We start from the raw sequence: 21453 nt of genomic DNA on the forward strand, positions 1-21453 counted from the left end.
GTGACTTGCTTGAGCTGATCGATGCCGTCGAAACCCAGCGTCGTCACGCCGCTGCGAGCGTCGGTGTTGGTCTTGACGCGGTCCAGCGCGTCGTAGGCAGTGCTGGAGGTGAAGCCGAAGCCGGAGACACCTTTGGCCTTGATGACCTTGGTCGGATTGCCCTTGGCGTCGTACTCGTAGTCGGTGACCGGTGCCGGGGACACCGGCGGGGGCGGCAGCGTCGCCGCGTGTGCGCCGATCCCCAAGCACGCGGCTATCGCAGCCGCGAGTGCGCTCCGGCACTGCCAGTGCCATTTCTTGCTTTGCATGAATTACTCCCTGCCTGTTGTTTGTTGTGCCCGGCCGAGCGCGTCGAAGACGCGGCTCATGCTCCGCTTGAGCGTGCCTTGCGGGTCCTTGGCGACTTCCGCGGTCCGATTGCCGCTCTGGTCCAGCGTGTATTCGATGCGATTGCCTTGGCCGTCGGCCACAGCGGTCAGGCGATGCGCGTCGTCGTACTCGTAGGTCACGATCGCGCCATCGGGCTGTGTCGTCTTCTTGAGCAGCCCGGTGGGCCAGTACTCGTAGCTGGTCGTTGAACCACCGGTGGACACCGAGATCAGGCGCTGGCGAAGGTCATAGCCATAGGTGGTCGAGACCATGTTGGCGTCGATGACCTCCAGCGGCTTGCCATAGGCGTTGTAGCGGGGGAACTGCGTCAGGTGGCCGGCGCTGTTCACCGAGGACTTCAAGTCGCCCTTGGTGTGGTCGGCCGTCGTGTCGGTGTAGTACTCGTTGGTCACGACGAGCTTGCCGCGCGGGTCGGTCTCGGTGAGCACCTGGCCGGTGGCGTCGTAGGTCCAGCTCGTCGCGCGAGCCGGCACGCCGGACTGCAGCGTCGCATTGAAGCCTTGCGCACCGCTCTCATCGGTCGTCGCCTGCTCCACGCGCTTGCACAGCACGACGATGGGGTTGCCATCGGGCAGCAACGCGCTGGCCGGCGCGCAGCTCGCCACCGCATTGCCGTTGAAGGGATCGGGCTGTCCGTTGTAGACCAGCGTCGTGATGCGGCGCGGCTCCGCCGTCCGGGTGGCCAGACGCCAGTCGGGGTGCCATTGAGAACTCACTTTGCGTGCGCCCGCGGGTAAAGCTGCCCCCGCGCTCAACACCGGCGCACAAGCCGCGCCCGCCGTCAGGCCCTCGACACGTGACGACTCCAGATGCCGCACGTCAACATAGCTGTGACAGGTTTGACCACCATTGAAGTCAGTCCTGCGGTTGACATTCCCTTCGGCGTCGTAGTCCAGCGATGAACTTGACGCCTCGCATCCCGCGCCCGCCGGCTGCGACTGTTCCTTCGTTAGTGTGGAGCCTGCAATCTGCTGGCTCGTGAACCCCAGTGCCCGTCCATCAGGACCTGTCACGCTGGCATTCACAGCTTGCAGCACATCCAGCCGGCGAGTGGTCCGCAAGTTGGGAACATCGTCGGTGAGCGTCAGCGTCCACCGAGGGGGAGCCGGCCACTCCACGTGCCACCGCTCACCGTTGCTACCCGTGGCCGTCGTGATGGCGCGACCTTCCGAGTCGTACTCATACCTACCCAGGACCTGACCTCCTTCGTCGACCAACGACGTGATGGCCCAGGTCTGATCGGCATTCTCATAGCCGTAGCGCCGCGACGTGTCGTCCGGATGACCGATCTCGCTCAGGCCGCCAAAGCCTCCATACCGAAACGTGTGACGACGGCCGCCCGGGTCGTTTACAGCCTTGACCCGAACGGTCGAAAAATAGAACGGATCAGGCTCGTACTCGAAGCCCAACGTCCTCCCCGTCTCGTCGCGGACGGCGCTGATGACGCGCACGCGCATCGTGCCCTCCTCCTTGGCAAGCACTTCGCCATAGAGATAGTCCAGATATCGACCATCGGCGAAATGCACACGCGTGAGTTCCGGGCTCGAATCACCGACATACCGTTCGACGGCAGATGCCGTCACGTCGTAGTAGTTCCAGCCCGCATTGCTTCGGGTGAAGGTCGCCTTGTCGAGCTCCAGCGGCGTCGACGCCGAATCGCCGAAGGACTGGAACGACTTCGACGTCCCGTCGCCGCGCATGAAGACCGGCGTGTAGAGATCACCATTGATCATGGCGCGCTTGAGAAGATTGGCCTGCCAAAGCCTTCCGAAAGTGGCCGGTCCGCCTGGATACCGATCGATGCTCATGGCGGCATCCCGCGGTGCATAGCTGAGGACAAGCTCGTGCCCCCGCCCCCATCCGACAATGCGCTCGCGCTGCGACTTGAGGCCAGTCAGCACACCGATCGGATTCCCCCGATTCGGCGTGCATGTTGGGGCGGGACGCTCATCGCGGAACCTCATGCAGAGGCTGAACTCGGGTCGCCAGTCCGAGTTCAGGTATCCCCCACAGTCCATCAACACATCGAAGTAGCTGTTGGTGACATACGAGGAGGTCTCTCCGTTTCGCTTATTGCGCAACGTGGTGTTGATGGTGTACGTGCACTTGTGGATCGGATAAGGAAGCACGTCATGGAATCCAGAGGGGAAACAGCGCCCAGGGCTGGCAACGCTGGTCTCTACAGATTCGGGGTAGTCGATGGGCGCTTCAATGATTGGCCTCACCTTTGCCCATAACGCCTCCTTCAAGGCGTCCGCCGTTGGGTAGCAACCCGGCACCCCGCCTGCCGGGCTTAACGCCCGGTGGACGAAGTCGTAGGAGTTGTAGAGCTTGTGGCAATCCTCCGCATAGGAGGAGTGAGCAGCCAGCAAACACAGCAGCGCTGTCCCCCACTTCAACCATCTCGCCATTGCTATTCCCTTCTTATCGACGCTGATCAATCTCAATCCCTGCCTATCGATTGTTGTTCCCGGCCCAGCGCGTCATACACGCGCGCCAGGGTCCGCTTGAGCGTGCCTTGTGGGTCTTTGGCCGCTTCGGCCGTCCGGTTGCCGCTCTGGTCCAGCGTGTACTCGATGCGGTTGCCCTGGCCGTCGGCCACGGCGGTCAGGCGATGCGCGTCGTCGTACTCGTAGGTCACGATCGCGCCATCGGGCTGTGTCGTCTTCTTGAGCAGCCCGGTGGGCCAGTACTCGTAGCTGGTCGTTGAACCACCGGTAGATACGGAGGTCAGGCGCTGGCGCGCGTCATAGCCGTAGGTGGTCGAGACCAAGTTGGCGTCGACCACTTCTAGCGGCTTGCCGTAGGCGTTGTAGCGCGGGAACTGCGTCAGATGGCCCGCGCTGTTTGTCGAGGACTTGAGGTCGCCCTTGGTGTGCTCGGCGGTCGTGTCGGTGTAGTACTCGTTGGTCACGACGAGCTTGCCGCGCGGGTCGGTCTCGGTGAGCACCTGGCCGGTGGCGTCGTAGGTCCAGCTTATCGAGCGAGCCGGCACGCCGGACTGCAGCGTCGCATTGAAACCTTGCGCGCCGGTCTCGTCCGTCGTCGCCTGCTCCACGCGCTTGCACAGCACGACGATGGGGTTGCCATCGGGCAGCAACGCGCTGGCCGGCGCGCAGCTCGCCACCGCATTGCCGTTGAAGGGATCGGGCTGGCCGTTGTAGACCAGCGTCGTGATGCGGCGCGGCTCCGCCGTCTTCGTCGCCATGCGCCAATCGGGATGCCATTGGGAGCTGATCATTCGGACGCCCGCCGGCAACGCTGCCGCCGACACCGATTCGCACGCCATTGCCGACGACACACCTTCGATTCGCGTCACCTCCAGCTTGCGGACCGCGTCATAGGCCATGCAAGTGCGGTTGCCGTTGAAGTCGTCGCTGCGCGTGACGTTGCCAGCGGCATCGAAGGCCGAGCTCGAAGTGGACGCCGCACATCCCGCGCCTGCCGGCTGGCTCTGCGCGTCCAGCAACTGCAGGTTCCCTACCACCGTGCCATTCCAGGTGGATTGCCGTCCATCCGGTGCCGTGACCTGCGCCTCCCTCGGAGTCCCATCCAGACGCACATGCTCGCGCACGAAGACGTCGAGTTCAGGGTCGTAGCGCTCCACTGGCAGGGCGAACTTCGGCGGGTTCGGCCAGGCAATCGTCCAGCCGTTCAGCGACCCCGTCTGGGAGAAAGTGGCGCGGCCCTGGTCGTCATAGCGATAGGTTCCGATGCGCCCGCTGCCTTCGTCCAGGCGCCCCGTCAGCAAATGACGGAACGTGGTGTTCTCATAGAGGAACCGCTTCGTTGTCTGGTCCGCATAGGTGATGGATGTGAGGTTCCCGACATCGTCGTACGACAGCGGCAATACGACGCCGGCCGGGTCCGTGATGCTCTGGATGGCCGCGTATTTGAAATCGACAGACTTGTACTGGAAGGCGATCTGCCGACCGGCTTCGTCACGGATCGAGCTGATCAGATTGCGGCTCTCCGTGTACTCGCCGCCCGCCGGAACCGGAGTGATGGTGTAGTCCAGCCGGCGGCCATCGATATAGGCAATCGACGCCAACGTGCCATCGGGGCGAAACACCTCGATCGCGCGCTCAGCCTGGTCGAAGTACAGCGTCTGCTGGCTGTCGACCTGAGGCCACAGATCCCGCTCCGTGGGGTCCGCCTGGTCGCCGAAGGACTTCCAGGCCCCCAGGCCTCGCTGGAACAGATGGATGCGCTTGGGGTTGCCCTGGTTGATCCACTGCTTGTGGAGGTTGCTGAACCAGTAGCGGCCGAACGAGTTGGAGCCTCCCTCATGGATCGTCCCGTTCTCGGGCATCAGCAGGCTCAGGTAATTCATCTTGAGCGCGTGGCCGCGCCCCCAATCGAAGATGTCCTCGGGTTGCTGCTTCAGGCCGGTGAGCGGCTCGATGGGATTTCCGACGCCCGGCCGTCTCTGGCAATTGCCGCCAACGAAGAGGTCCCTGTCGATGATCGGCTTGCAGCTGTCGGTAGCACTGGTAAGGGCTTTGGTACGGAACTTCTCTCCGCAAGTCATCAATAGTTCGAAGGTTGACTTCTCCTCATCAACGGTGACGCGATCCGGATACCAGATGTGGGTCCTGGTCGTGCGAGCTGTGTAGTCACAAATTGCTGTGGGATATCGCGACGTCCCATACTCCCCATTCGGTCGGCAGGAGCCGGGTAATACCACCGTCGTTTCAGTCCATTCGCCGGAACTGCCCTTCTCCGCAGCAAGGGGCGCAACGGCTGCATAGGTTGCCGCGGACACATCACCGATGGAGTCCCGGCACTCTTGATACACGCTCCTTGTCGCTGGCGTGTCCATGTGGAGATACCTCGCGACAGGCCCACTCGGCGTCCACATGTGCCAGCAGTCCTTGGCCGCCATCGCCGGCAGCGCGAAGAGGCTCAGCCCTGAGGCAATCAGAAGACGGGCCCGCAGCCTGCGAGCTGGAATGAATCGATGCGCTGGGTCGCTCACGCGAGAACTCCCTGATGTGGTTTGGCAAGCCATCAGGAAGTCGCACACGTCCCAAGGGAAACCCCTGCGGCCGCACCATGGTCCAACCGGCAAGCGTCTGTCGCGCTCAATGCCAAGTCGGTCTCACTCCCTGATTCAGGGCGGCGATTCTCCATGATGAAGATGTCGATTGCAGGAATCGCTCCGGACAGTTGCAGGTCTCACCACGGCATCACAGACATGCAGCTCTCGCGAGGACCAGACCGGCCAGCGAAAGCACGATGCCCGCCTCCGACATTCCTCCCCCCAAGCTCAGCCCCACGCCGATGCCCCGATCGCCACCGCACCCCGACGATGAGCGCTCCACGCCGCCCTTGCGGACGCAGGAGCCCGCATGTCCTCGCGCATCCTTCGCTTCCCTCCCCTCCTTGACCGCCCCGGCATCGCCGGCCTGGCGCTGCGGCTCCTGGCCGCGCTGTCCATCTCGATCCTGCCCGGCTGCGCGGCGCTGCAACCGCCGCCCACCGAGCGATGGCCGGCCACCGATCCCGCGCCGGTCTACGCCGTCGAGGACATCCGCCCCGCGCCCGGCCTGGGCGGCGAACCCGCGCCCGACCCCGCCTCGACCGAGCGCCTGCTGGCGCTGGCGCTGCAGGAATGGCAGCTCTGGGGCCGGGGCCGCTGGGACGCCGCCACCAACCTCACCGAACGCCGCCTCGACGAGCCCCGCGGCCTGGAGGCCGAGCCCCACCTCCACGCCCGGGTGCTGCTGTACTGGCTCGGCGTCAAGGGCGGCGACTTCCCGGTCCAGCGCACCCGCCACGAGGACGGCTCGCTGCGCCCCTGGAGCGCCGTCTTCATCTCCTGGCTGATGCGCGGCGCCGGCTTCGGCGAGCGCCAGTTCGAAGCCGCCGAGCTGCACTGGCAGTACATCCGCGCCGCGCTGGACCACGGCGTCCGCGCCGGCTTCGAGGCCCGCGACGCCGCGTCCACCGCCCCGCGCCCCGGCGACCTGATCTGCGCGCCGCGCGACGCGGCCCCGGACGCGCCGTCGGGTTTCGCCCAGTGGAGCGCCCTCGCCCGCCCGCTGCGCGCCCGCGCCTGGCCCTGGCACTGCGACCTGGTCGTGCAGGTGGACGGTGCCGAGCTCGGTGCCATCGGCGGCAACGTCAGCGACAGCGTCACCTGGACCCGCACGCCGCTGGACGCCGACGGCAGGCTGGTGCCCACGCCCGAGCGGCCCTGGACCGTCGTGCTGCGCCAGAAGGGAGCCCCGCCATGAGCGCCGCGCTGGACGGCCCGCCACCGCGCGGGCGGCGGGCCGCGGTGCTCGGCTTCTGGCAGGGGACGGTCGGCGTGGCCACCGGCCTGAGCGTCATCGCCGGCGTGCTGATCTCGGTGACGCAGCTGGTCGAATGGGTCGACGACAGCAAACGCGCCAACCTGACCGGGCGCCTGCAGTCGCTGCAGCACGTGGCCCACCTGCTCGAGCGCGACGAGCGCATCCGCCTGCGCGCCCGCGCCTTCCTCAAGGAGCGACTGCCGGAGATCCTGCCGCGCCTGGACGAGCTGATCCGGCGCGCCGGCTCCGGCGAGGACCTCTACCTGAGCCAGGACATGGAGGACTACGCCGCCGTCCACTTCCATTACGAGCAGCTCGGCGCGCTGGTGAAGCTCGAGTACATCGAGTTCCCGCTGGTCTACGAGGTCATCCCCTTCCCCGACGACTACCTGGCGGCCGTCGAGCCGCTGCGCCAGGCGCTGGCCGACAACTGGAAAGGCCCCGGACGGCCGCTGCCGGATCTGGGCGCCAACATCGTCTATCTGAAGCGTTGTTACGCCTTCAGCCGCGCGCATCCGGACCAGATGGCGCGATGTCCGCCGCCCTGAGCGGTCGCGCCGGACGCGGCGAGGCGGTCCGCCGGCCTCCGGAAGGTTTCCGGAAGGTCGCGCTCCCCGGTCCCGCCTACCGTTGACGGTACCGATCCCCGGATCGTTCCTTCGACACGACGACGCCGCCATGGCGCACAGGGAGCTCCCATGAACCTCACCCCGCACCGTTGCCCTCCACCCCCGGCCTCGCCCCCCGCGGGCCGGCCCCGCCAGGGCGGCTTGCCCGCCCGGCTGGCCGCCGAGCACCGGCTGCAGCGCCTCACCCGGCTGCAGACCACGCTCGCCGAAGCCCACGCCGAGGCCGAGCGCCGCGAGCGCGAGCGCATGGCCCAGCTGCTGCATGACCAGGTCGGCGGACTGATCGTCCGCCTGCGCCTGGCCCTGGGCGACTGGCGCAGGACACAAGCGGACGGAGTCGGTGCCGATGCGAGTTCCGGCTCGGACTCGGACTCGGGCTCGGGCTCGGACGCCGGCTCCCACGCGGACGCGGCCTCGGGCGCCGTCCGCGGCCTCGGCGGCCGTGACACCGCGCCGGCGCACCCGGCGACGCGCTTCGGCGAGTTGCTCGGCGAGCTGTCCGAGACGGTGCGGACGCTGGCCTTCGCACTAGCGCCGCCGGACTGGCACGGCGACCTGCCGACGGCGCTGGAAGCGGTGGCGGTGGAGCTGGGCCTGCGCGGCACCCTGGAGGTGCGCATCGACGGCCGCGCGCTGTCGGCGGCCGACACCGTCGAGGTGCCGGATGCGCAGCGCGCCGCCGCCTGCCGGGTCGTGCGCGAGCTCTGCCTGAACGTGCAGAAGCACGCCCGGGCGACGCGGATCGAGATCACGCCCAAGATCCGGCAAGGCTGGTTGAGCGTGCGGGTGCGGGACGACGGTCGCGGCCTGCCGGCCGCGCCGCGCGGCGCTCACCGTCCGGAGCAAGCCAGCGAGGACGACTGGCGCGGAGCCGCCGATGGCCACGGCCTCGGCCTGGGCGGCGCTCGCGCGCAGCTGCAGGCGATGGGCGGCGCGCTGGTGCTGCGCTCCGAGCCGGGCCGCGGCACCAGCGCCACGCTGCTGCTGCCGCTCGCGCCCAAGTGAAGCGATCGAGGCGCGCGCCTGCGACCGCCCGCGCCCCGTCGCCATCCCATCCCCTCCCTTCCCCATTCACCGAGGAGACTCCCATGCCCCTGCGCATCGTCCTGGCCGATGACCACCAACTCGTGCGCGAAGGCCTGCGCGCGCTCCTGTCCCGCGATGCGGCGCTGGACGTCGTCGGCCTGGCCGAGGACGGCGCCGCCGCCGTCAAGCTCGTGCGTCACCTGCAGCCGGACCTGCTGATCACCGACATCGCCATGCCCGGCCTCAACGGCCTGGAGGCGACGCGGCGCGTGCGCGCGCAGCATGCGGCGGTGCAGGTGATCTGCCTGTCGATGCACGGCGACCAGCGCAGCGTGGTCACCGCGCTGCAGGCCGGCGCTTCCGGCTACGTGCTCAAGGACGCGTCCAGCGAGGAACTGCTGCGCGCGGTGCGCGACGTGGCCGCCGGCCGCATCTACCTCAGCCCGGGCCTGATGGGCGGCCTGGTCGACGAGATCCGCACGCGCCAGCGCCTGCCCGACGGCGCCGCGTCCGCGCCGGCCGGTCCCGCGCTGACCGCGCGCGAGCGCGAGATCGCCCAGCTCTTCGCCGAGGACCTGAGCACGCAGGAGATCGCCGACCGCCTCAAGCTCAGCGCGAAGACGGTCGCCACCCACCGCGAGAACGTCACCCGCAAGCTGGGCGTGCGCGGCGTCGCCGGCATCACCCGCTATGCGCTGGGCGAGGGCCTGAGCGACGGCGCGCCCCAGGGAGCCGGGTCATGCCGCTGATCGTCCACGCGTGGCCGGCCTGGGTGCTGGGCGGCGCGCTGTCGCTGGTCTGGGCAGCGATCGGGCTGGGCGCGCAGGCGCTGTTCCCGCGCCGCTGGCGCGAACGGGCCACCGCGACCGACCACCGCGTCGCGCTCGCGTCGCTGGCCGTGATCGTGACGGTCAACGTGCTGCTGCTGGCGGTCTCGGCGTTGTCGGTCCGGGACGCCTTCAGCGCCGCCGAACAGGCGGTCGAGCGCGAGGCCACGGCGATGGCGCAGCTGGCACGCTCGCTGGCGGTCTACGGCACGCCCGAGTCGCGCCTGGCCCGCGAGCGGCTGCGCGGCTACGGCCGCAGCGTGATCGGCAAGGAGTGGATCGCGATGCAGCGCGACCAGGCCAGCCTGCCGACGCTGGATGCCTTCGACGACCTCTACCGCACGCTGGGCGACCTGCATCCCGCGGCGGCCTCGGAGGCCGCCCTCCTCGCGCAGATCTGGACCCAGGCGAACGAGCTGCTGAGCCAGCGCCGCGCGCGGCTGATGGCCGCCCGCGACCAGGCGCCCGCGACGCTGTGGGCGGTGCTGCTGGCCAGCTCGCTGCTGACGCTCGCGCCGGTGGCGGCGTTGCCGGTCAGCGCCGGCAGCCGCGGCGCAATCGCGGTGCTGGCGCTGGTGCCGGGCCTGGTCTTGCCTGTCGTCGTGGCGATGGACCGGCCCTTCCTCAGCGCTGGGCGGGTCAGCGCGACGCCGATCGAGAACGCGCTGGCCCACATGCAGCGCTGGGATGCCCGGTGGAGCGCCGATGCCCCGTCGTCGTCGTCGTCGTCGTCGTCGCCATCGCGGCCTGGCGCGGCGCCCCTGCGCTGATGGCCGCGGCGACGATCAGTCGTCGCTGCTGCTGCCGTTGCGGATCTCCGGATCGGAGGTCGCGATCAGCGTCTGCGCGTTGCCGGAGGCCGGGCGGCGGAACACCAGCACCACGCCGCGTCGCGTGCCCGGCCCGACCGGCACGGTGACCGTGGTCGCCTGGTCCAGGCCGGTCGCGACGAAGGTGTTGGGCAGCCCGCTCGGCTTCTCCAGGGTCTTGGCCACCGCGACGAACAGCGTCACGCTGGTGTCCGGCTTGCTGTTGCCGAGTTGCACGAGCACCTCCGGCGACAGACCCACGGACTGCTGCGCGAACATGATCGCGTTGGTGTTGACGGTATCCAGCGGCTTGGGACTCGGGATGCGCTCCCAGCGCGCATTGAAGTAGGCGCAGGGAATCACGTTGTCGGCCGGCCCGATCAGGGGCACGACGAAGTACAGCGTCGATTCTTCGGCGTCGGCGCGCGCGAGCGCAGCGGCAGTGAGGTCGTTCATGAGGGTCGCCTTCCTTTCAGGGAGGGAGTTGGGACATCAGCGAAAAGGGCCGCGTGGGCCGGCACATAGCCGCCCGCCGTCAGCCGCCGGGTCCAGCCGTCGTCAAGCGCCTGCGGGCTCGCGCAGGCGCGCAAGGCCAGCCAGGCCTCGAGCACCAACCCGGCCTGCCCGGCGTCGACCGCCGGCTGGATCTGGTCGCGTTGCCGCGCGCAGCGCGCGCGATCGGGCCCTGCGCCGGCCGCATCGGCCCGCAGGCCCAGCAGCGCCCGGCGCGCCCGCAGTTCATGGTTCTGCCAGTGATGCGGCCGCAGGCGCAGCAGCGTCGCCATCGCCTCTTCGGTGGCTGCCAGCCGCGTGCGCACGCCAGCCCAGTCGCCGGCGCGCGCGGCGGTCCCGGCCTCGGCCAGCGCGACCCGCATGAGGGCCTCGCGCCGCAGGAAGTCCCGCGCCGGATCGCTGCCGGCGGTGGCCGGCTCACCGGCCAGTTGATCGCGCAAGGCCGCCAGCGCCGCGTCGACGGCCTGACCGGCGTCCAGACGCGCCAGCAGCAGGCTGCCCTCGGCGTGCTGGCGGTCGGCGCGCCAGTAGCGGTTCTCCGGATCGTGCCGCTCGGCCTGGCGCAGCCGCGCGACGCCCTCGGCCATCGTCGCCGCCGCCTCGCCGAGACGCCCCGCCGCGCGCAGCGCCTCCGCGCGGCGCAGCTCCAGCGTGCCCAGGTCACGCAGGCGCAGCTGCTCGTCGGGATGGGCGGCCGCCTGCGCCAGGCGCTCGGCGCGCGCGGCGTCCAGCGCCGCCAGGGCCTCGATCGGCCGGCCCCGCACATGCGCCACCAGGCCGAGCCAGGTCCGCGAGGTGGCCACGCCGTCGCGCAGGTCTGCGTCCGCGGGCGAACGCACCAGCGCCTCGAGCTTGAGCGCGAGCGAGGCCTGGAACCAGCGCTGCGCGTCCTCCCAGGCCCCGCGCCGGAACGCGATCGAGCCCAGGCTGTTGAGCGCGTAGCCCAGTTCCCCCTGCGCGGTCGCGTCCTCGGGCGCCTGCTGCCGCCAGCGCTCGCTGGCGATGCGGTAGCGGTCCATCGCCCGCGCCGCCGCGTCGAAGTCGCCGGCGTCGAAGGCGATCTGGCCCAGCCAGAACGAGGCCGCGCCGAGGGTGCGGTAGTAGTCGCCGGCGCTGACGCCCGGTACGCGCTCCAGCGGCTCGAGCGGCGCCAGCAGGCGCAGCGCCGCGTTCAGCGCGTCGATGGCGATGTCGGTGCGACCCTTGCCGCGACTGCTGTTGACCTCGCCGATCACCACCAGCGCCTTGGCGCGTGCCAGCGTGTCGGCGCCATTGGCCACGGTCGCCGCGGTCGCTGTCGTCGCCAGCTCGGCCTCCGTCTCGCCGCCCTCGGCCGGACCGAGCAACCGCAGACCCTGCTCGCCGATGCGTCCCAGCAGGTCCAGCTTGCCGATCGGCCGCAGGCCGTCCGCCAGCTCGCCGAGCATGAAGGACGCCAACTGCCGGCTCTGGCGCTCGCGCTCCGCCGCGACGCCGGCCTGGCGCGCATAAGCGATCGCCGCCACGCCCGCGACCGCCGCCAGCAGGAAGGCGCCGGCGCTGGCCGCGCCCAGCCCCCAGCGTCGCAGGCGCAGCCGTCGCTGCGAGCGCGCGATGAAGTCGCGGGCCTCGTCGCCGAGCAGCCCCGGCGCCTCGGCCAGGATGCGCGCGGCGTTCCACAGCGTCGTGCCGCGGGGCAGCAGCAGCGCGCTGGCCTGCCCCGCCTCGCGCCAGCGCGCGACCCAGGGCCGCAACTCGTCGCGCGCCGCCAGCGCGGCGCGGTGCTGCGCCACCCAGGCGGTGACCCGCGGCCAGCGCCGCAGCAGCGCCTCGTGGGCGACGCGGTAGCCGTTGACGCCGCCCGCGTGGTCCGCCACCAGCAGCCGGGCCTCGACGAAGGCGGCGACCAGCGCGCGCTCGGGCGCGTCGCTCAACTCCGCCGCGGCGACCCAGCGGCCGGTCGGCGACGCTTCCTCGCCGGCCAGCGCCACCAGTCGCGGCAGCAGCCGGGGCAGCGCCTCCTGCTGGTCCGCCGGCAGCTCGCCCAGCAGCGCCTCCGCGCGGCGGCCGATCGCGCCCTCCAGGCCGCCCAGGTCCTCGTAGGCCGACCAGGCCAGCACCTCGCCCGGTGCCCGGTGCAGGTAGAGCTGCTGCAGCGTGTACTGCAGCAGCGGCAGCGCGTCCGGGGCCTGCATCGCGTCGGCGCAGAGCCGGTCGTCGAGCCGGTTCAGCCCGCTCGCGTCGGTGCCGTAGCTCAGCCCGGCGGCGCGCGCCGGCAGCCGGATCATCTGCGCGATCGCCGACGCGGCGGGCGGCGCCAGGTCGAGGTGGGCGCCGCTCTCCTTGCCGCGCATCAGCAGCGGTCGCCGCGCCATCGCCGGATAGAAGTCGTTGCGGCAGACCGCCAGCACCACCAGCCGCGCGCTGCGCACCAGCCGCGCCAGCGCGTCGAACCAGGCCGCGGTGCGTGCGTCATCCTCCTGCAGCACGGCCTCGAGCCGGTCCAGCACCAGCAGCGGCGGCGCCTCGGCGCCGCCGCGCAGCGCGCGCGTCGCGTCCAGCCCGATCGCGAGCTGCCGCAGCACTTCGTCCGGCGCGTCGCGCAGCGCCGCCGACAGCGTGTCGATGCTGTGACCGGACAGCAGCGGCACGCCCTGGCAGTCCCAGTCCAGCATCGCGCCGGCCAGGCCCGCCCAGGCATCGAGGCCGCCCAGCGCGCCCAGGTCGACGCTGGCCGCGGTGCAGACGCGCAGGCGGGGGACGTCGCCGTCCCCGTCACCGCGACCCTCGTCGACGGCCGGGCTCGCCAGCGCCGGCACCAGTCCCGCCTGCACCAGCGAGGTCTTGCCCGAGCCGCTCGGCCCCAGCAGCACCACCAGCGGATGACCCAGCCGCCATTGCCGCGTCAAACGCGCATGCAGCGCGGCGACGGCCTCGTCGCGGCCGAAGAACACGCTCGCATGCGCGGCGTCGAACGGCTCCAAACCGCGGAACGGCGACTGCCCGCGCCAGCCGCCGGCATGGCTGCGCGGCCCCTGCGCCGACAGCACGCCCAGGGGCGCCACCACGCGGTAGCCCTCCTTGCGGATGGTCTCCAGGTAACGCGGCGTCGCGGCGCTGTCGCCCAGCGCGCGGCGCAGGCCGGCCACCACCTTGTGCACCGGGTTGTCGCCCAGCGTGGTCGCCTCGGGCCAGCAGTCCTGCAGCAGCGCCTCGGCGGACACCACCTCGCCCGGCTGGCGGCACAGCGCGACCAGCACCGCCATCGGCCGCGGCTCCAGCACCACGGTCTCGTCGCCGCGGCTCAGCCGCCGGGTCCGCACCTCCACGCGCCAGTCGCCGAGCAGGAACTCGCGCGGCGCGGCGGCAAGCACGCCGCCGGCGACCGATCCGTCCGCACCGGCGACCTTCGGCCGCGATGGCGCGGCCAACGCTGGCATCGCGGGCACCGAGCCCCCGCCGCTGCTCCTGTCCATGGTGATTGCTCCCTGCGACACGCCTCTGCGGGCGTGTGATGGCGCGGAGTCTAGGAGCGCCGGCCGCGCGCGTCAGCCCCTGCGCCCCGGCAGGGTTGACAGCTTGACAGCCGCGCCCGCATCGACATGCGCAACACCGAGGCGGATCTCGGCAATCGCGACGGCCAACATCCGCATCCGCCGGATGGGCCGCGGCGGGGCGCGCTCCTATCGTTCATCCCATCGACCCTCCGGCGCCTCGCGGCGTCCGAACCTCCCACCCGCCCTCGGCCCTCACCATGATCGACGCCGTCCTCCTCCACCTCGCCGGCCACCTCAACGCCGTGCTGCGCCGCTCGCACCAGTCGGCGGAGGACCTGGTCGCGGTGACCGCGCTGCACGAGGCCGACGGCGGACCGGCGGCCGGCGCCTCGCACCGGCTCGCCGCCTTCCTGGTGAACCTGGAGCGCGACCCGGTCGCCAGCCTGCCGGCCCAGGCGCTGGGCAGCGGCGAGCGCCTGGCCCGCTCCGCCCCGCCGGTGCAGCTGAACCTGCTGGTGATGTTCGCCGCCAACTACGGCGGCACCACCTACCCGGAAGCGCTCAAGCTCATCGGCAGCACCATCGCCTGCTTCCAGGCCACGCCGGTGCTGGACACGCAGAACTCGCCCGGCCTGGATCCGCGCCTGGACAAGCTCACGCTGTCCATCGAGCCGCTGAACCTGAACGAGATGGCGACGCTGTGGGGCGTGCTCGGCGGGCGCTACCTGCCCTCGGTGCTGTACCGGGTGCGCCTGCTCACCATCGACGCCCGCCAGCCCGATGCCCAGCTGCCGTCGGTGCGCACGCCGGGCGTGGGCGTCGGGGCCCGCGGCTGACCGCGAAGGAGCACCTCATGGGCCCCTACCTCCCCCTGCTGCGCATCGACGTCGAGCACGGCTATTACGCCGACGGACGCTGCCGCGGCCTGCGCTTCGTCCCCGCCGGCACCACCGCCGAGCGGCTGCGCCGCGCCGACGCGCTGGTGCGGGCCGACGGCGGCACGCTGCTGGTGCACGGCCCGGCCGAGGCGATCGAGCGACTGCGCGCCGACACCGATCCCGACGACGGCGAAGCCGCGCTGGACTGGCTGGTGCATGCGACCGACGACGACTTCGCCTGCGGCACCGAGGACCCCGCCGACCGGCCGCGCGAGCTGCTGTGGGTCGCGCCCGGAGCTCCGAGCACCGACGACGCGACGCTCGTCGCCACGCCCAAGGCGCTGGACGCGCCCGAGGTGACGGCGCTGCTCGCGCCGGGCGACCGCTGGCTGCCGCCCTTCGCGCTGCTGCACCTGCCGCTGCCCAGCCTGCCGGCGCATGGCCCGGCCGACAACGCCGCCGCATGGCCAGTGCAGCTCCGCTGGCCGCTGGCGCCGCGCGCCACCGTCTGGAAGTACTGCCTGTTCGGCGACTGGCCGGAACCGGCGCTCGCCGTCGTCGACCTGGCCGGCGAGACCGAGTTCAGCGCGCCCGCCCCGGACCGCCTGGACAACGGCACGCCGATGCTGGCCATCCGTTCCCGCGTCCGGTTGCCGCTGGCCCAGCGCTCGCCGCGACGCTTCCAGCTGCGCAGCCGTCCCGACGGCGCCGGCAGTCCCAAGGTGCTGATCCGCCGTCTGCCCACCGCGGCGGCGCAACTGCTCGCCCGCGAAACGATCGACGGCCAACCGACGATCGTCTCCGAGATCCACGTGCATCGATAACCCGCAGAGGAGGCCGCCATGGCTATGAAGACACCCGGTGTCTATATCGTCGAGAAGAATGCGTTTCCCAACTCGATCGTCGAGGTGGCCACCGCGGTGCCGGCCTTCGTCGGCTACACGCGTCGCGCCGAGAACGGCGGCAAGTCGCTGCTCAACAAGCCATGGCGCATCAGCTCCATGGCGGAGTACCACACCTACTTCGGCCACGGGCCCGATCCGCGCCTGACCATCACCGAGGCGCCCGCCCCCGCCCCGTCCGACTTCCGCGCCGACGGCAAGGACTACGCGCTGACGCAGGCCGACGGCGCCGACGGCGGCCGCTTCCTGCTGTACCGCGCGATGGTGCACTTCTTCCAGAACGGCGGCGGCCCCTGCTACATCGTGTCGGTGGGCGGCTACGGCGGCCAGGTCGAGGCGCCCGCGCTGGCCGGCGGCATCGAGGCCCTGATCAAGGAACAGGAACCGACGATGCTGGTCATCCCCGACGCGGTGCTGCTGCCGCGCGCCGACTGCGTCTCGGTGCAGCAGGCGATGCTGCAGCACTGCGGCGGCAAGATGCGCAACCGCATCGCGATCCTGGATGTCTGGGGCGGCTACCTGGACCGCAAGGACCCGGCCGGCGATCCGGTCGAGGCCTTCCGCAACGACCTGGGCGTCAACTACCTGGACTTCGCCGCGGCCTATTACCCGTGGGTCAACACCACGGTGGTCCAGGACAAGGACCTGGACTACACCCGCATCGCCAATCCCGCGCTGCTGGCCACGCTGCTGCGCGCCGAGCTGTCGCTGCCCGAGAACGTCGATCCCAAAACCACGCCGCCGCGCATCGCGCAGCAGGCCCAGGCGGTGGCCGACATCCTCAAGACCGACGACGACTGGACCCAGTACGTCACCGGCCTGGTCAACGCCTCGACCAAGACCGACGAGGAAAAGCAGAAGGCGCTCACGCCGGCCGCGCTGGCGGTCGCGGTGGAGACCCACAAGTCGCTGCTGCACAAGAGCCTCGTGTCGATGAGCCCGCTCTACAACGCGGTGATGACCGAGGCGCGCAACCGGCTCAACCTGCTGCCGCCCTCGGCCGCGATGGCCGGCGTCTACACCATGGTCGACAACAGCCGCGGCGTCTGGAAGGCGCCGGCCAACGTCAGCCTCAACGGCGTGGTGTCGCCGCAGGTGTCGATCTCGCACGAGGACCAGGAGGACCTGAACGTCACCACGCAGGGCAAGTCGATCAACGCGATCCGCTCCTTCATCGGCGAGGGCGTGCTCGTCTGGGGCGCCCGCACGCTGGACGGCAACAGCCTGGACTGGCGCTACATCAACGTGCGCCGCACGATGATCATGCTGGAGGAGTCCTGCCGCCTGGCGGCCAAGGCGATGGTCTTCGAGCCCAACGTGGCCAACACCTGGGTGACCATCAAAAGCATGATCGCCAGCTTCCTCACCGGCATCTGGAAGCGCGGCGGCCTGGCCGGCGCGGTCCCCGACGACGCCTTCAGCGTGCACGTCGGCCTGGGCGAGACGATGACGCCCGAGGACATCCTCGAAGGCGTCCTGCGCGTGACCGTGCTGGTGGCCATCAGCCGCCCGGCCGAGTTCATCGAGATCACCTTCCAGCAGCAGATGCAGAAGTCGTGAGGCCGGCCCGGCCCGCGGCCGGCGTCCCGACCCACGACCCCGATTTCCATCCATAACCCTCGCGGAGGCAGGCAATGGCAGACGACGGATCAGCGCAATCGACCACGGTGTGGCCGCTCCCCAAGTTCCGCTTCGAAGTGAAGTGGGACTCGGCGGTGATGTCCTTCCAGGAAGTGTCCGGCCTGGACGTGGAAGCGCAGCCCATCGAGTACCGGCACGGGGACAGCCCCGCGTTCTCGGTGCTCAAGATGCCGGGCATGAAGAAGTACAGCGACGTCACGATGAAGAAGGGCGTCTTCAAGGGCGACAACAAGTTCTGGGACTGGTTCAACGAGATCAAGATGAACACCATCAAGCGCAAGCCGGTGACCATCAGTCTCCTGGACGAGGCCGGCAAGCCGACCATGGTCTGGACCCTGGCCAACGCCTGGCCGACCAAGATCACCAGCACCGACCTGAAGTCCACCGGCAACGAGGTGGCGATCGAGACCATCGTCATCGCGCACGAAGGCCTCACCATCGCCAACGCCTGATGCCGCCGCCCGTGCCACGTTCCGCGTCGGCCCCGGGCCCGGCCCGGGCACCGGACGCGCTGCGGGCGCAGCTGCTGTATCCGCCGCCGGCCTTCCACTTCGCGGTGACCTTCGGGTCCAACGCGAAGGACCGCGACGGCGCCTTCCGCGAGGTCACCGGGCTGGGCCCGGAGCTGGAGACCGAGACGGTGGTCGAAGGCGGCCAGAACGCCTTCGTGCACCTGCTGCCCAAGGCCGCGAAGCATCCGAAGCTGGTGCTCTCGCGCGGCATCGCGACGATGGAGTCGCGGCTGCTGCTGTGGTGCCAGGCGGTGCTGGAGGGCGGCTTCGCGCAGCCCATCGCGACGCAGCAGCTGCATGTCTTCCTGCTCGACGGCGATGGCGCCCCGCTGCGGGTCTGGGCGGTGAGCAACGCGTATCCGGTGAAGTGGTCGGTCGAGGCCTTCCAGGCCACCCGCAACGAGGTCGCCATCGAGCGCATCGAGCTGGCCTACGCGGGATCGAGCCGGCTGGTGTGAGCGTCACAGAGGACCAGGACCGAGGACGACGAGCATGAGCATCGAAGTGAGACAACTGCTGATCCGCTCCCAGGTGACGCCCGCGCCGGCCCCGCCGGCGCCCGCCCTGGCGCAGCGCGAGCTGCTGCGGCTGCGCGAGCAACTGCTGGCCGAATGCCGCGCCTGGCTGGCCGACCGGCTGCGCGCGCAGCGGGAGCGCTGAGATGCCGGCCTCGTCCTCGTCCTCCTCCCCCTCCGCCTCGGGCGGCGGCGCCGACGGCGCCTCGACCGAGCTCACCCGGCTGCTGCTCACCCGCTACAGCCTGAGCCGCACCGGCACGGTCCAGCTGGACAAGGCCACCAGCTTCCAGGCGCAGATCAATCCGGCCGAGTTCAGCCACAGCTTCGGCATCCGCTACGACAAGACCAAGGCGCAGGGCTCGTCCGGCGTCGAGCCCAAGTTCAGCACGATGGACGACGAGCGCGTCGCCTTCAACATCGTGCTGGACGGCACCGGCGTCGTGCCGCCAGTGCCCGGCCAGCCGCCCGACGTGAAGGGCCAGCTGGCGCAGCTGAGCAAGGTGGTCTACGAATACGTGGACCTGCGCAGCGAGCCGCCCTACGTGCGGGTGCTGTGGGGCACGCTGATCTTCTTCGGCCGGCTGGAATCGCTGAAGGCGCAGTACACCCTGTTCAAGCCGGGTGGCGACCCGCTGCGGGCCAAGGTGGACCTGAGCTTCGTCGGCGCGATGAGCAAGGAGGAGGAACGCCGCGTCACCCAGCGCGCCAGCACCTCCGAGCAGACGCGCACCGTGCGGATGTACGGCAACGAATCGATCGGCCAGGTCTGCGAGCGCATCTACGGCGATCCCTCGGTCTTCATGAAGGTCGCCCGCTTCAACGGCCTGACCGACTTCCGCAACATCCCGCCGGGCACCGTGCTGCGGTTCCCGCCGATGGAGAAGTGACATGCCCGGCGTCTCCCCCAACCAGGACACGGTCGGCGTCGTCACCCTGGCCGTGCTCGCGGACGGGCAGCGGCTCGAGGCCAGCGCCGACCTGATGTCGGTGACCATCCGGCGCGCGGCCAACACCGTGCCGTCGGCGCGGCTGGTGTTCAACGACGGCGACATGCCGGACCGCGACTTCCCGCTCAGCGACTCCGCGCACTTCAAGCCCGGCGCCCGGCTGACGATCCGGGCCGGCTACGGCCAGCAGGAGGACACGATCTTCGAAGGCCTGGTCGTGCGCCACGGGCTGCGCGTGCAGGGCGACAACGACGCGCGCCTGATCGTGGACTGCCGCGACGCGGCGGTGAAGATGACCATCGGCCGCCGCAACGCCAACTACATCGACCAGCTCGACAGCGACATCATGAGCACGCTGGCCGGCGCGCACGGCCTGTCGGCCCAGGTCGACGCCACCACCATCACCCATCCGGAGCTGGTCCAGCACTTCTGCAGCGACTGGGACTTCCTGCTGACGCGGGCCGACGCCAACGGCCTGCTGGTGATCGCGACCGACGGCGCGCTGGCGGTGACCGCGCCCGCGGCCGAGGGCGAGCCGGCCCTGGCGGTCACCTACGGCATGGACCTGATCGACTTCGAGGGCGACGTCGACGCGCGCCACCAGTACGGCAGCGCGATGGCGGTCTCCTGGGACCCGAAGGCGCAGGCCGCGCTCGAAGGCAGCGCCGCCGATCCGGCCGCGCTGCCGGCGCAGGGCGACCTGGACAGCGCGACGCTGTCGGCCGTCATCGGCCTGGAGAGCTTCCGGCTGCAGGCCGGCGCGCCGCAGTCCAAGGACATGCTGAGCCAGTGGGCCAAGGCGCAGCAGGTCAAGTCCGGCCTGGCGCGGATGCGCGGCCACCTGAAGTTCCAGGGCAGCGCCAAGGCGCGCGTCGGCGGGCTGATCGCGCTACAGGGCGTCGGCGCCCGCTTCAGCGGCACCGTCTTCGTCACCGGGCTGCGCCACCACATCGAGGACGGCGCCTGGACCACCGAGGCCGAGTTCGGCCTCGATCCCGACTGGTTCAGCGCGCGGCCCGACGTGCCGGCGCAGCCGGCGGCAGGCCTGCTGCCGCCGGTGCCCGGCCTGCAGGTCGGCGTGGTGCTCAAGCTCGACGGCGACCCCACCGGCGAGCCCCGCATCCAGGTCAAGGTGCCGGTGCTGCAGGCCGAGACCGAGGGCGTCTGGGCCCGGCTGCTGCAGGGCCACGCCAGCAGCGGCTTCGGCGCCTTCTTCCTGCCCGAGGTCGGCGACGAGGTGGTGCTGGGCTACTTCGCCGGCGATCCCTCGCACCCGGTCGTGCTGGGCAGCCTCTACAGCAGCGGCCGCACGCCGCCCTACGCGCTGGCCGCGCCCAACGACACCAAGGCCTTCGTCACGCGCTGCGGCCACAAGCTCGAGTTCGACGAGAAGGACCAGGTCATCACCGTCGCCACGCCGGCCAACAACCGCATCGTGCTCAGCGACAAGGACAAGTCCATCCGGCTCGAGGACCAGAACGGCAACACCGTCGAGCTCAAGCCCGGCGGCATCGCGCTGGACAGCCCCAAGGACATCACCGTCACCGCGCAGGGCCGCATCGCGCTGGACGCGGTCGGCGCGGTGAGCATCAGCTCGCAGGCCGACGTCCAGGCCACCGGCCTGAACGTCAACTGCGAGGCCCGGATCGGCTTCACCGCCAAGGGCAATGCCGCCGCGGAGCTCTCGGCCTCGGGCCAGACCGTGGTCAAGGGCGCGATGGTCATGATCAATTGAGCAAGGAGCCACCATGCCCCCCGCCGCCCGACTCACCGACCTGCATGTCTGCCCCCTGGTCACGCCGGGGCTGCCGCCGGTGCCGCATGTCGGCGGGCCGGTCATCGGCCCGGGCGTGCCCACCGTGCTGATCGGCCTGCTGCCCGCCGCGGTGCAGGGCGACAACGCGACCTGCGTCGGCCCGCCCGACGCGATCGTGATGGGCTCCACCACCGTGCTCATCGGCGGCCGGCCGGCGGCGCGCGTCGGCGATGCCACCGCGCACGGCGGCAACGTCGCGCTGGGCCTGCCGACCGTGCTGATCGGCGGCTGACGCGCCCCACGACGCCCCTTCACCGCCCCACCCCTCAC

Annotated in this window: 19 protein-coding genes; 14 read left to right on the forward strand and 5 right to left on the reverse strand. The window is 70.7% G+C overall.

All coding sequences use genetic code 11. The annotated features are described in order from the left end of the window. From BM393_RS24785 to BM393_RS24795, 3 genes are all read right to left on the reverse strand, one after another. A partial coding sequence (locus tag BM393_RS24785) for a hypothetical protein (protein ID WP_141225483.1) occupies positions 1-308 on the reverse strand: 308 nt, incomplete at its 3' end. A 3-nt stretch (positions 309-311) separates the two neighbouring features. Then, complete coding sequence (locus BM393_RS24790) at positions 312-2831, reverse strand: RHS repeat domain-containing protein (RefSeq protein WP_141225484.1); 2520 nt, start codon at positions 2829-2831, stop codon at positions 312-314. A 2-nt stretch (positions 2832-2833) separates the two neighbouring features. Continuing rightward, positions 2834-5212, reverse strand: a complete 2379-nt coding sequence (locus BM393_RS24795) for an RHS repeat domain-containing protein (protein ID WP_175538505.1) — start codon at positions 5210-5212, stop codon at positions 2834-2836. Positions 5213-5741: 529 nt separating this feature from the next. Here BM393_RS24795 and BM393_RS24800 point away from each other — a divergent pair. From BM393_RS24800 to BM393_RS24820, 5 genes are all read left to right on the forward strand, one after another. Next, entirely contained in the window at positions 5742-6629 is an 888-nt protein-coding gene (locus tag BM393_RS24800; RefSeq protein ID WP_091734208.1) for a DUF2272 domain-containing protein, read from the forward strand. Next, the gene (locus BM393_RS24805; protein WP_091734210.1) at positions 6626-7237 is read left to right on the forward strand and encodes a hypothetical protein; all 612 of its coding nucleotides are present in this window, start codon (positions 6626-6628) and stop codon (positions 7235-7237) included. Before BM393_RS24800 ends, BM393_RS24805 begins: the two co-directional genes overlap by 4 nt. 150 nt (positions 7238-7387) lie before the next feature. After that, positions 7388-8323 (forward strand): sensor histidine kinase, encoded by a 936-nt coding sequence (locus BM393_RS24810; protein WP_091734212.1) that lies wholly within the window; start codon positions 7388-7390, stop codon positions 8321-8323. An 83-nt stretch (positions 8324-8406) separates the two neighbouring features. Further along, on the forward strand, positions 8407-9093 hold the full coding sequence (locus BM393_RS24815) for a response regulator transcription factor (protein ID WP_091734214.1): 687 nt from the start codon (positions 8407-8409) through the stop codon (positions 9091-9093). Then, entirely contained in the window at positions 9084-9941 is an 858-nt protein-coding gene (locus BM393_RS24820) for a DUF4239 domain-containing protein (protein WP_091734216.1), read from the forward strand. Before BM393_RS24815 ends, BM393_RS24820 begins: the two co-directional genes overlap by 10 nt. 15 nt (positions 9942-9956) lie before the next feature. On the opposite strand, the gene BM393_RS24825 is transcribed toward BM393_RS24820, so the two are convergent. Together BM393_RS24825 and BM393_RS24830 are read right to left on the reverse strand one after the other, a co-directional pair. After that, complete coding sequence (locus BM393_RS24825) at positions 9957-10436, reverse strand: hypothetical protein (RefSeq protein WP_091734217.1); 480 nt, start codon at positions 10434-10436, stop codon at positions 9957-9959. Then, a complete protein-coding gene (locus tag BM393_RS24830) occupies positions 10433-13948 on the reverse strand; it encodes a winged helix-turn-helix domain-containing protein (RefSeq protein WP_091734219.1) in 3516 nt (1171 codons plus the stop codon). The genes BM393_RS24825 and BM393_RS24830 overlap by 4 nt, the downstream gene beginning before the upstream one ends. Before the next feature lie 278 nt (positions 13949-14226). On the opposite strand from BM393_RS24830, the gene BM393_RS24835 reads away from it, so the two are divergent. From BM393_RS24835 to BM393_RS24870, 9 genes are all read left to right on the forward strand, one after another. Further along, a complete protein-coding gene (locus BM393_RS24835; RefSeq protein WP_091734221.1) occupies positions 14227-14805 on the forward strand; it encodes a DUF4255 domain-containing protein in 579 nt (192 codons plus the stop codon). Positions 14806-14822: 17 nt separating this feature from the next. Continuing rightward, on the forward strand, positions 14823-15671 hold the full coding sequence (locus BM393_RS24840) for a hypothetical protein (protein ID WP_091734223.1): 849 nt from the start codon (positions 14823-14825) through the stop codon (positions 15669-15671). A gap of 18 nt (positions 15672-15689) precedes the next feature. Then, the gene (locus BM393_RS24845; RefSeq protein ID WP_091734224.1) at positions 15690-17309 is read left to right on the forward strand and encodes a phage tail sheath C-terminal domain-containing protein; all 1620 of its coding nucleotides are present in this window, start codon (positions 15690-15692) and stop codon (positions 17307-17309) included. 107 nt (positions 17310-17416) lie between these two features. Continuing rightward, entirely contained in the window at positions 17417-17842 is a 426-nt protein-coding gene (locus BM393_RS24850; RefSeq protein WP_233218237.1) for a phage tail protein, read from the forward strand. 11 nt (positions 17843-17853) lie between these two features. After that, on the forward strand, positions 17854-18360 hold the full coding sequence (locus BM393_RS24855; RefSeq protein ID WP_254783607.1) for a phage tail protein: 507 nt from the start codon (positions 17854-17856) through the stop codon (positions 18358-18360). Between the two features lie 34 nt (positions 18361-18394). After that, positions 18395-18562, forward strand: a complete 168-nt coding sequence (locus tag BM393_RS25900; RefSeq protein WP_175538506.1) for a DUF5908 family protein — start codon at positions 18395-18397, stop codon at positions 18560-18562. Position 18563: 1 nt separating this feature from the next. Next, the gene (locus BM393_RS24860) at positions 18564-19307 is read left to right on the forward strand and encodes a hypothetical protein (RefSeq protein ID WP_091734230.1); all 744 of its coding nucleotides are present in this window, start codon (positions 18564-18566) and stop codon (positions 19305-19307) included. A 1-nt stretch (position 19308) separates the two neighbouring features. Next, positions 19309-21102: a type VI secretion system tip protein VgrG gene (gene vgrG, locus BM393_RS24865; RefSeq protein ID WP_091734232.1), complete on the forward strand. Its 1794-nt coding sequence runs from the start codon at positions 19309-19311 to the stop codon at positions 21100-21102. 13 nt (positions 21103-21115) lie between these two features. Further along, positions 21116-21415 (forward strand): PAAR domain-containing protein, encoded by a 300-nt coding sequence (locus BM393_RS24870; protein ID WP_091734234.1) that lies wholly within the window; start codon positions 21116-21118, stop codon positions 21413-21415. Positions 21416-21453: the final 38 nt, after the last annotated feature.

Source organism: Mitsuaria sp. PDC51, assembly GCF_900113225.1.
Taxonomy (GTDB): domain Bacteria; phylum Pseudomonadota; class Gammaproteobacteria; order Burkholderiales; family Burkholderiaceae_C; genus Roseateles.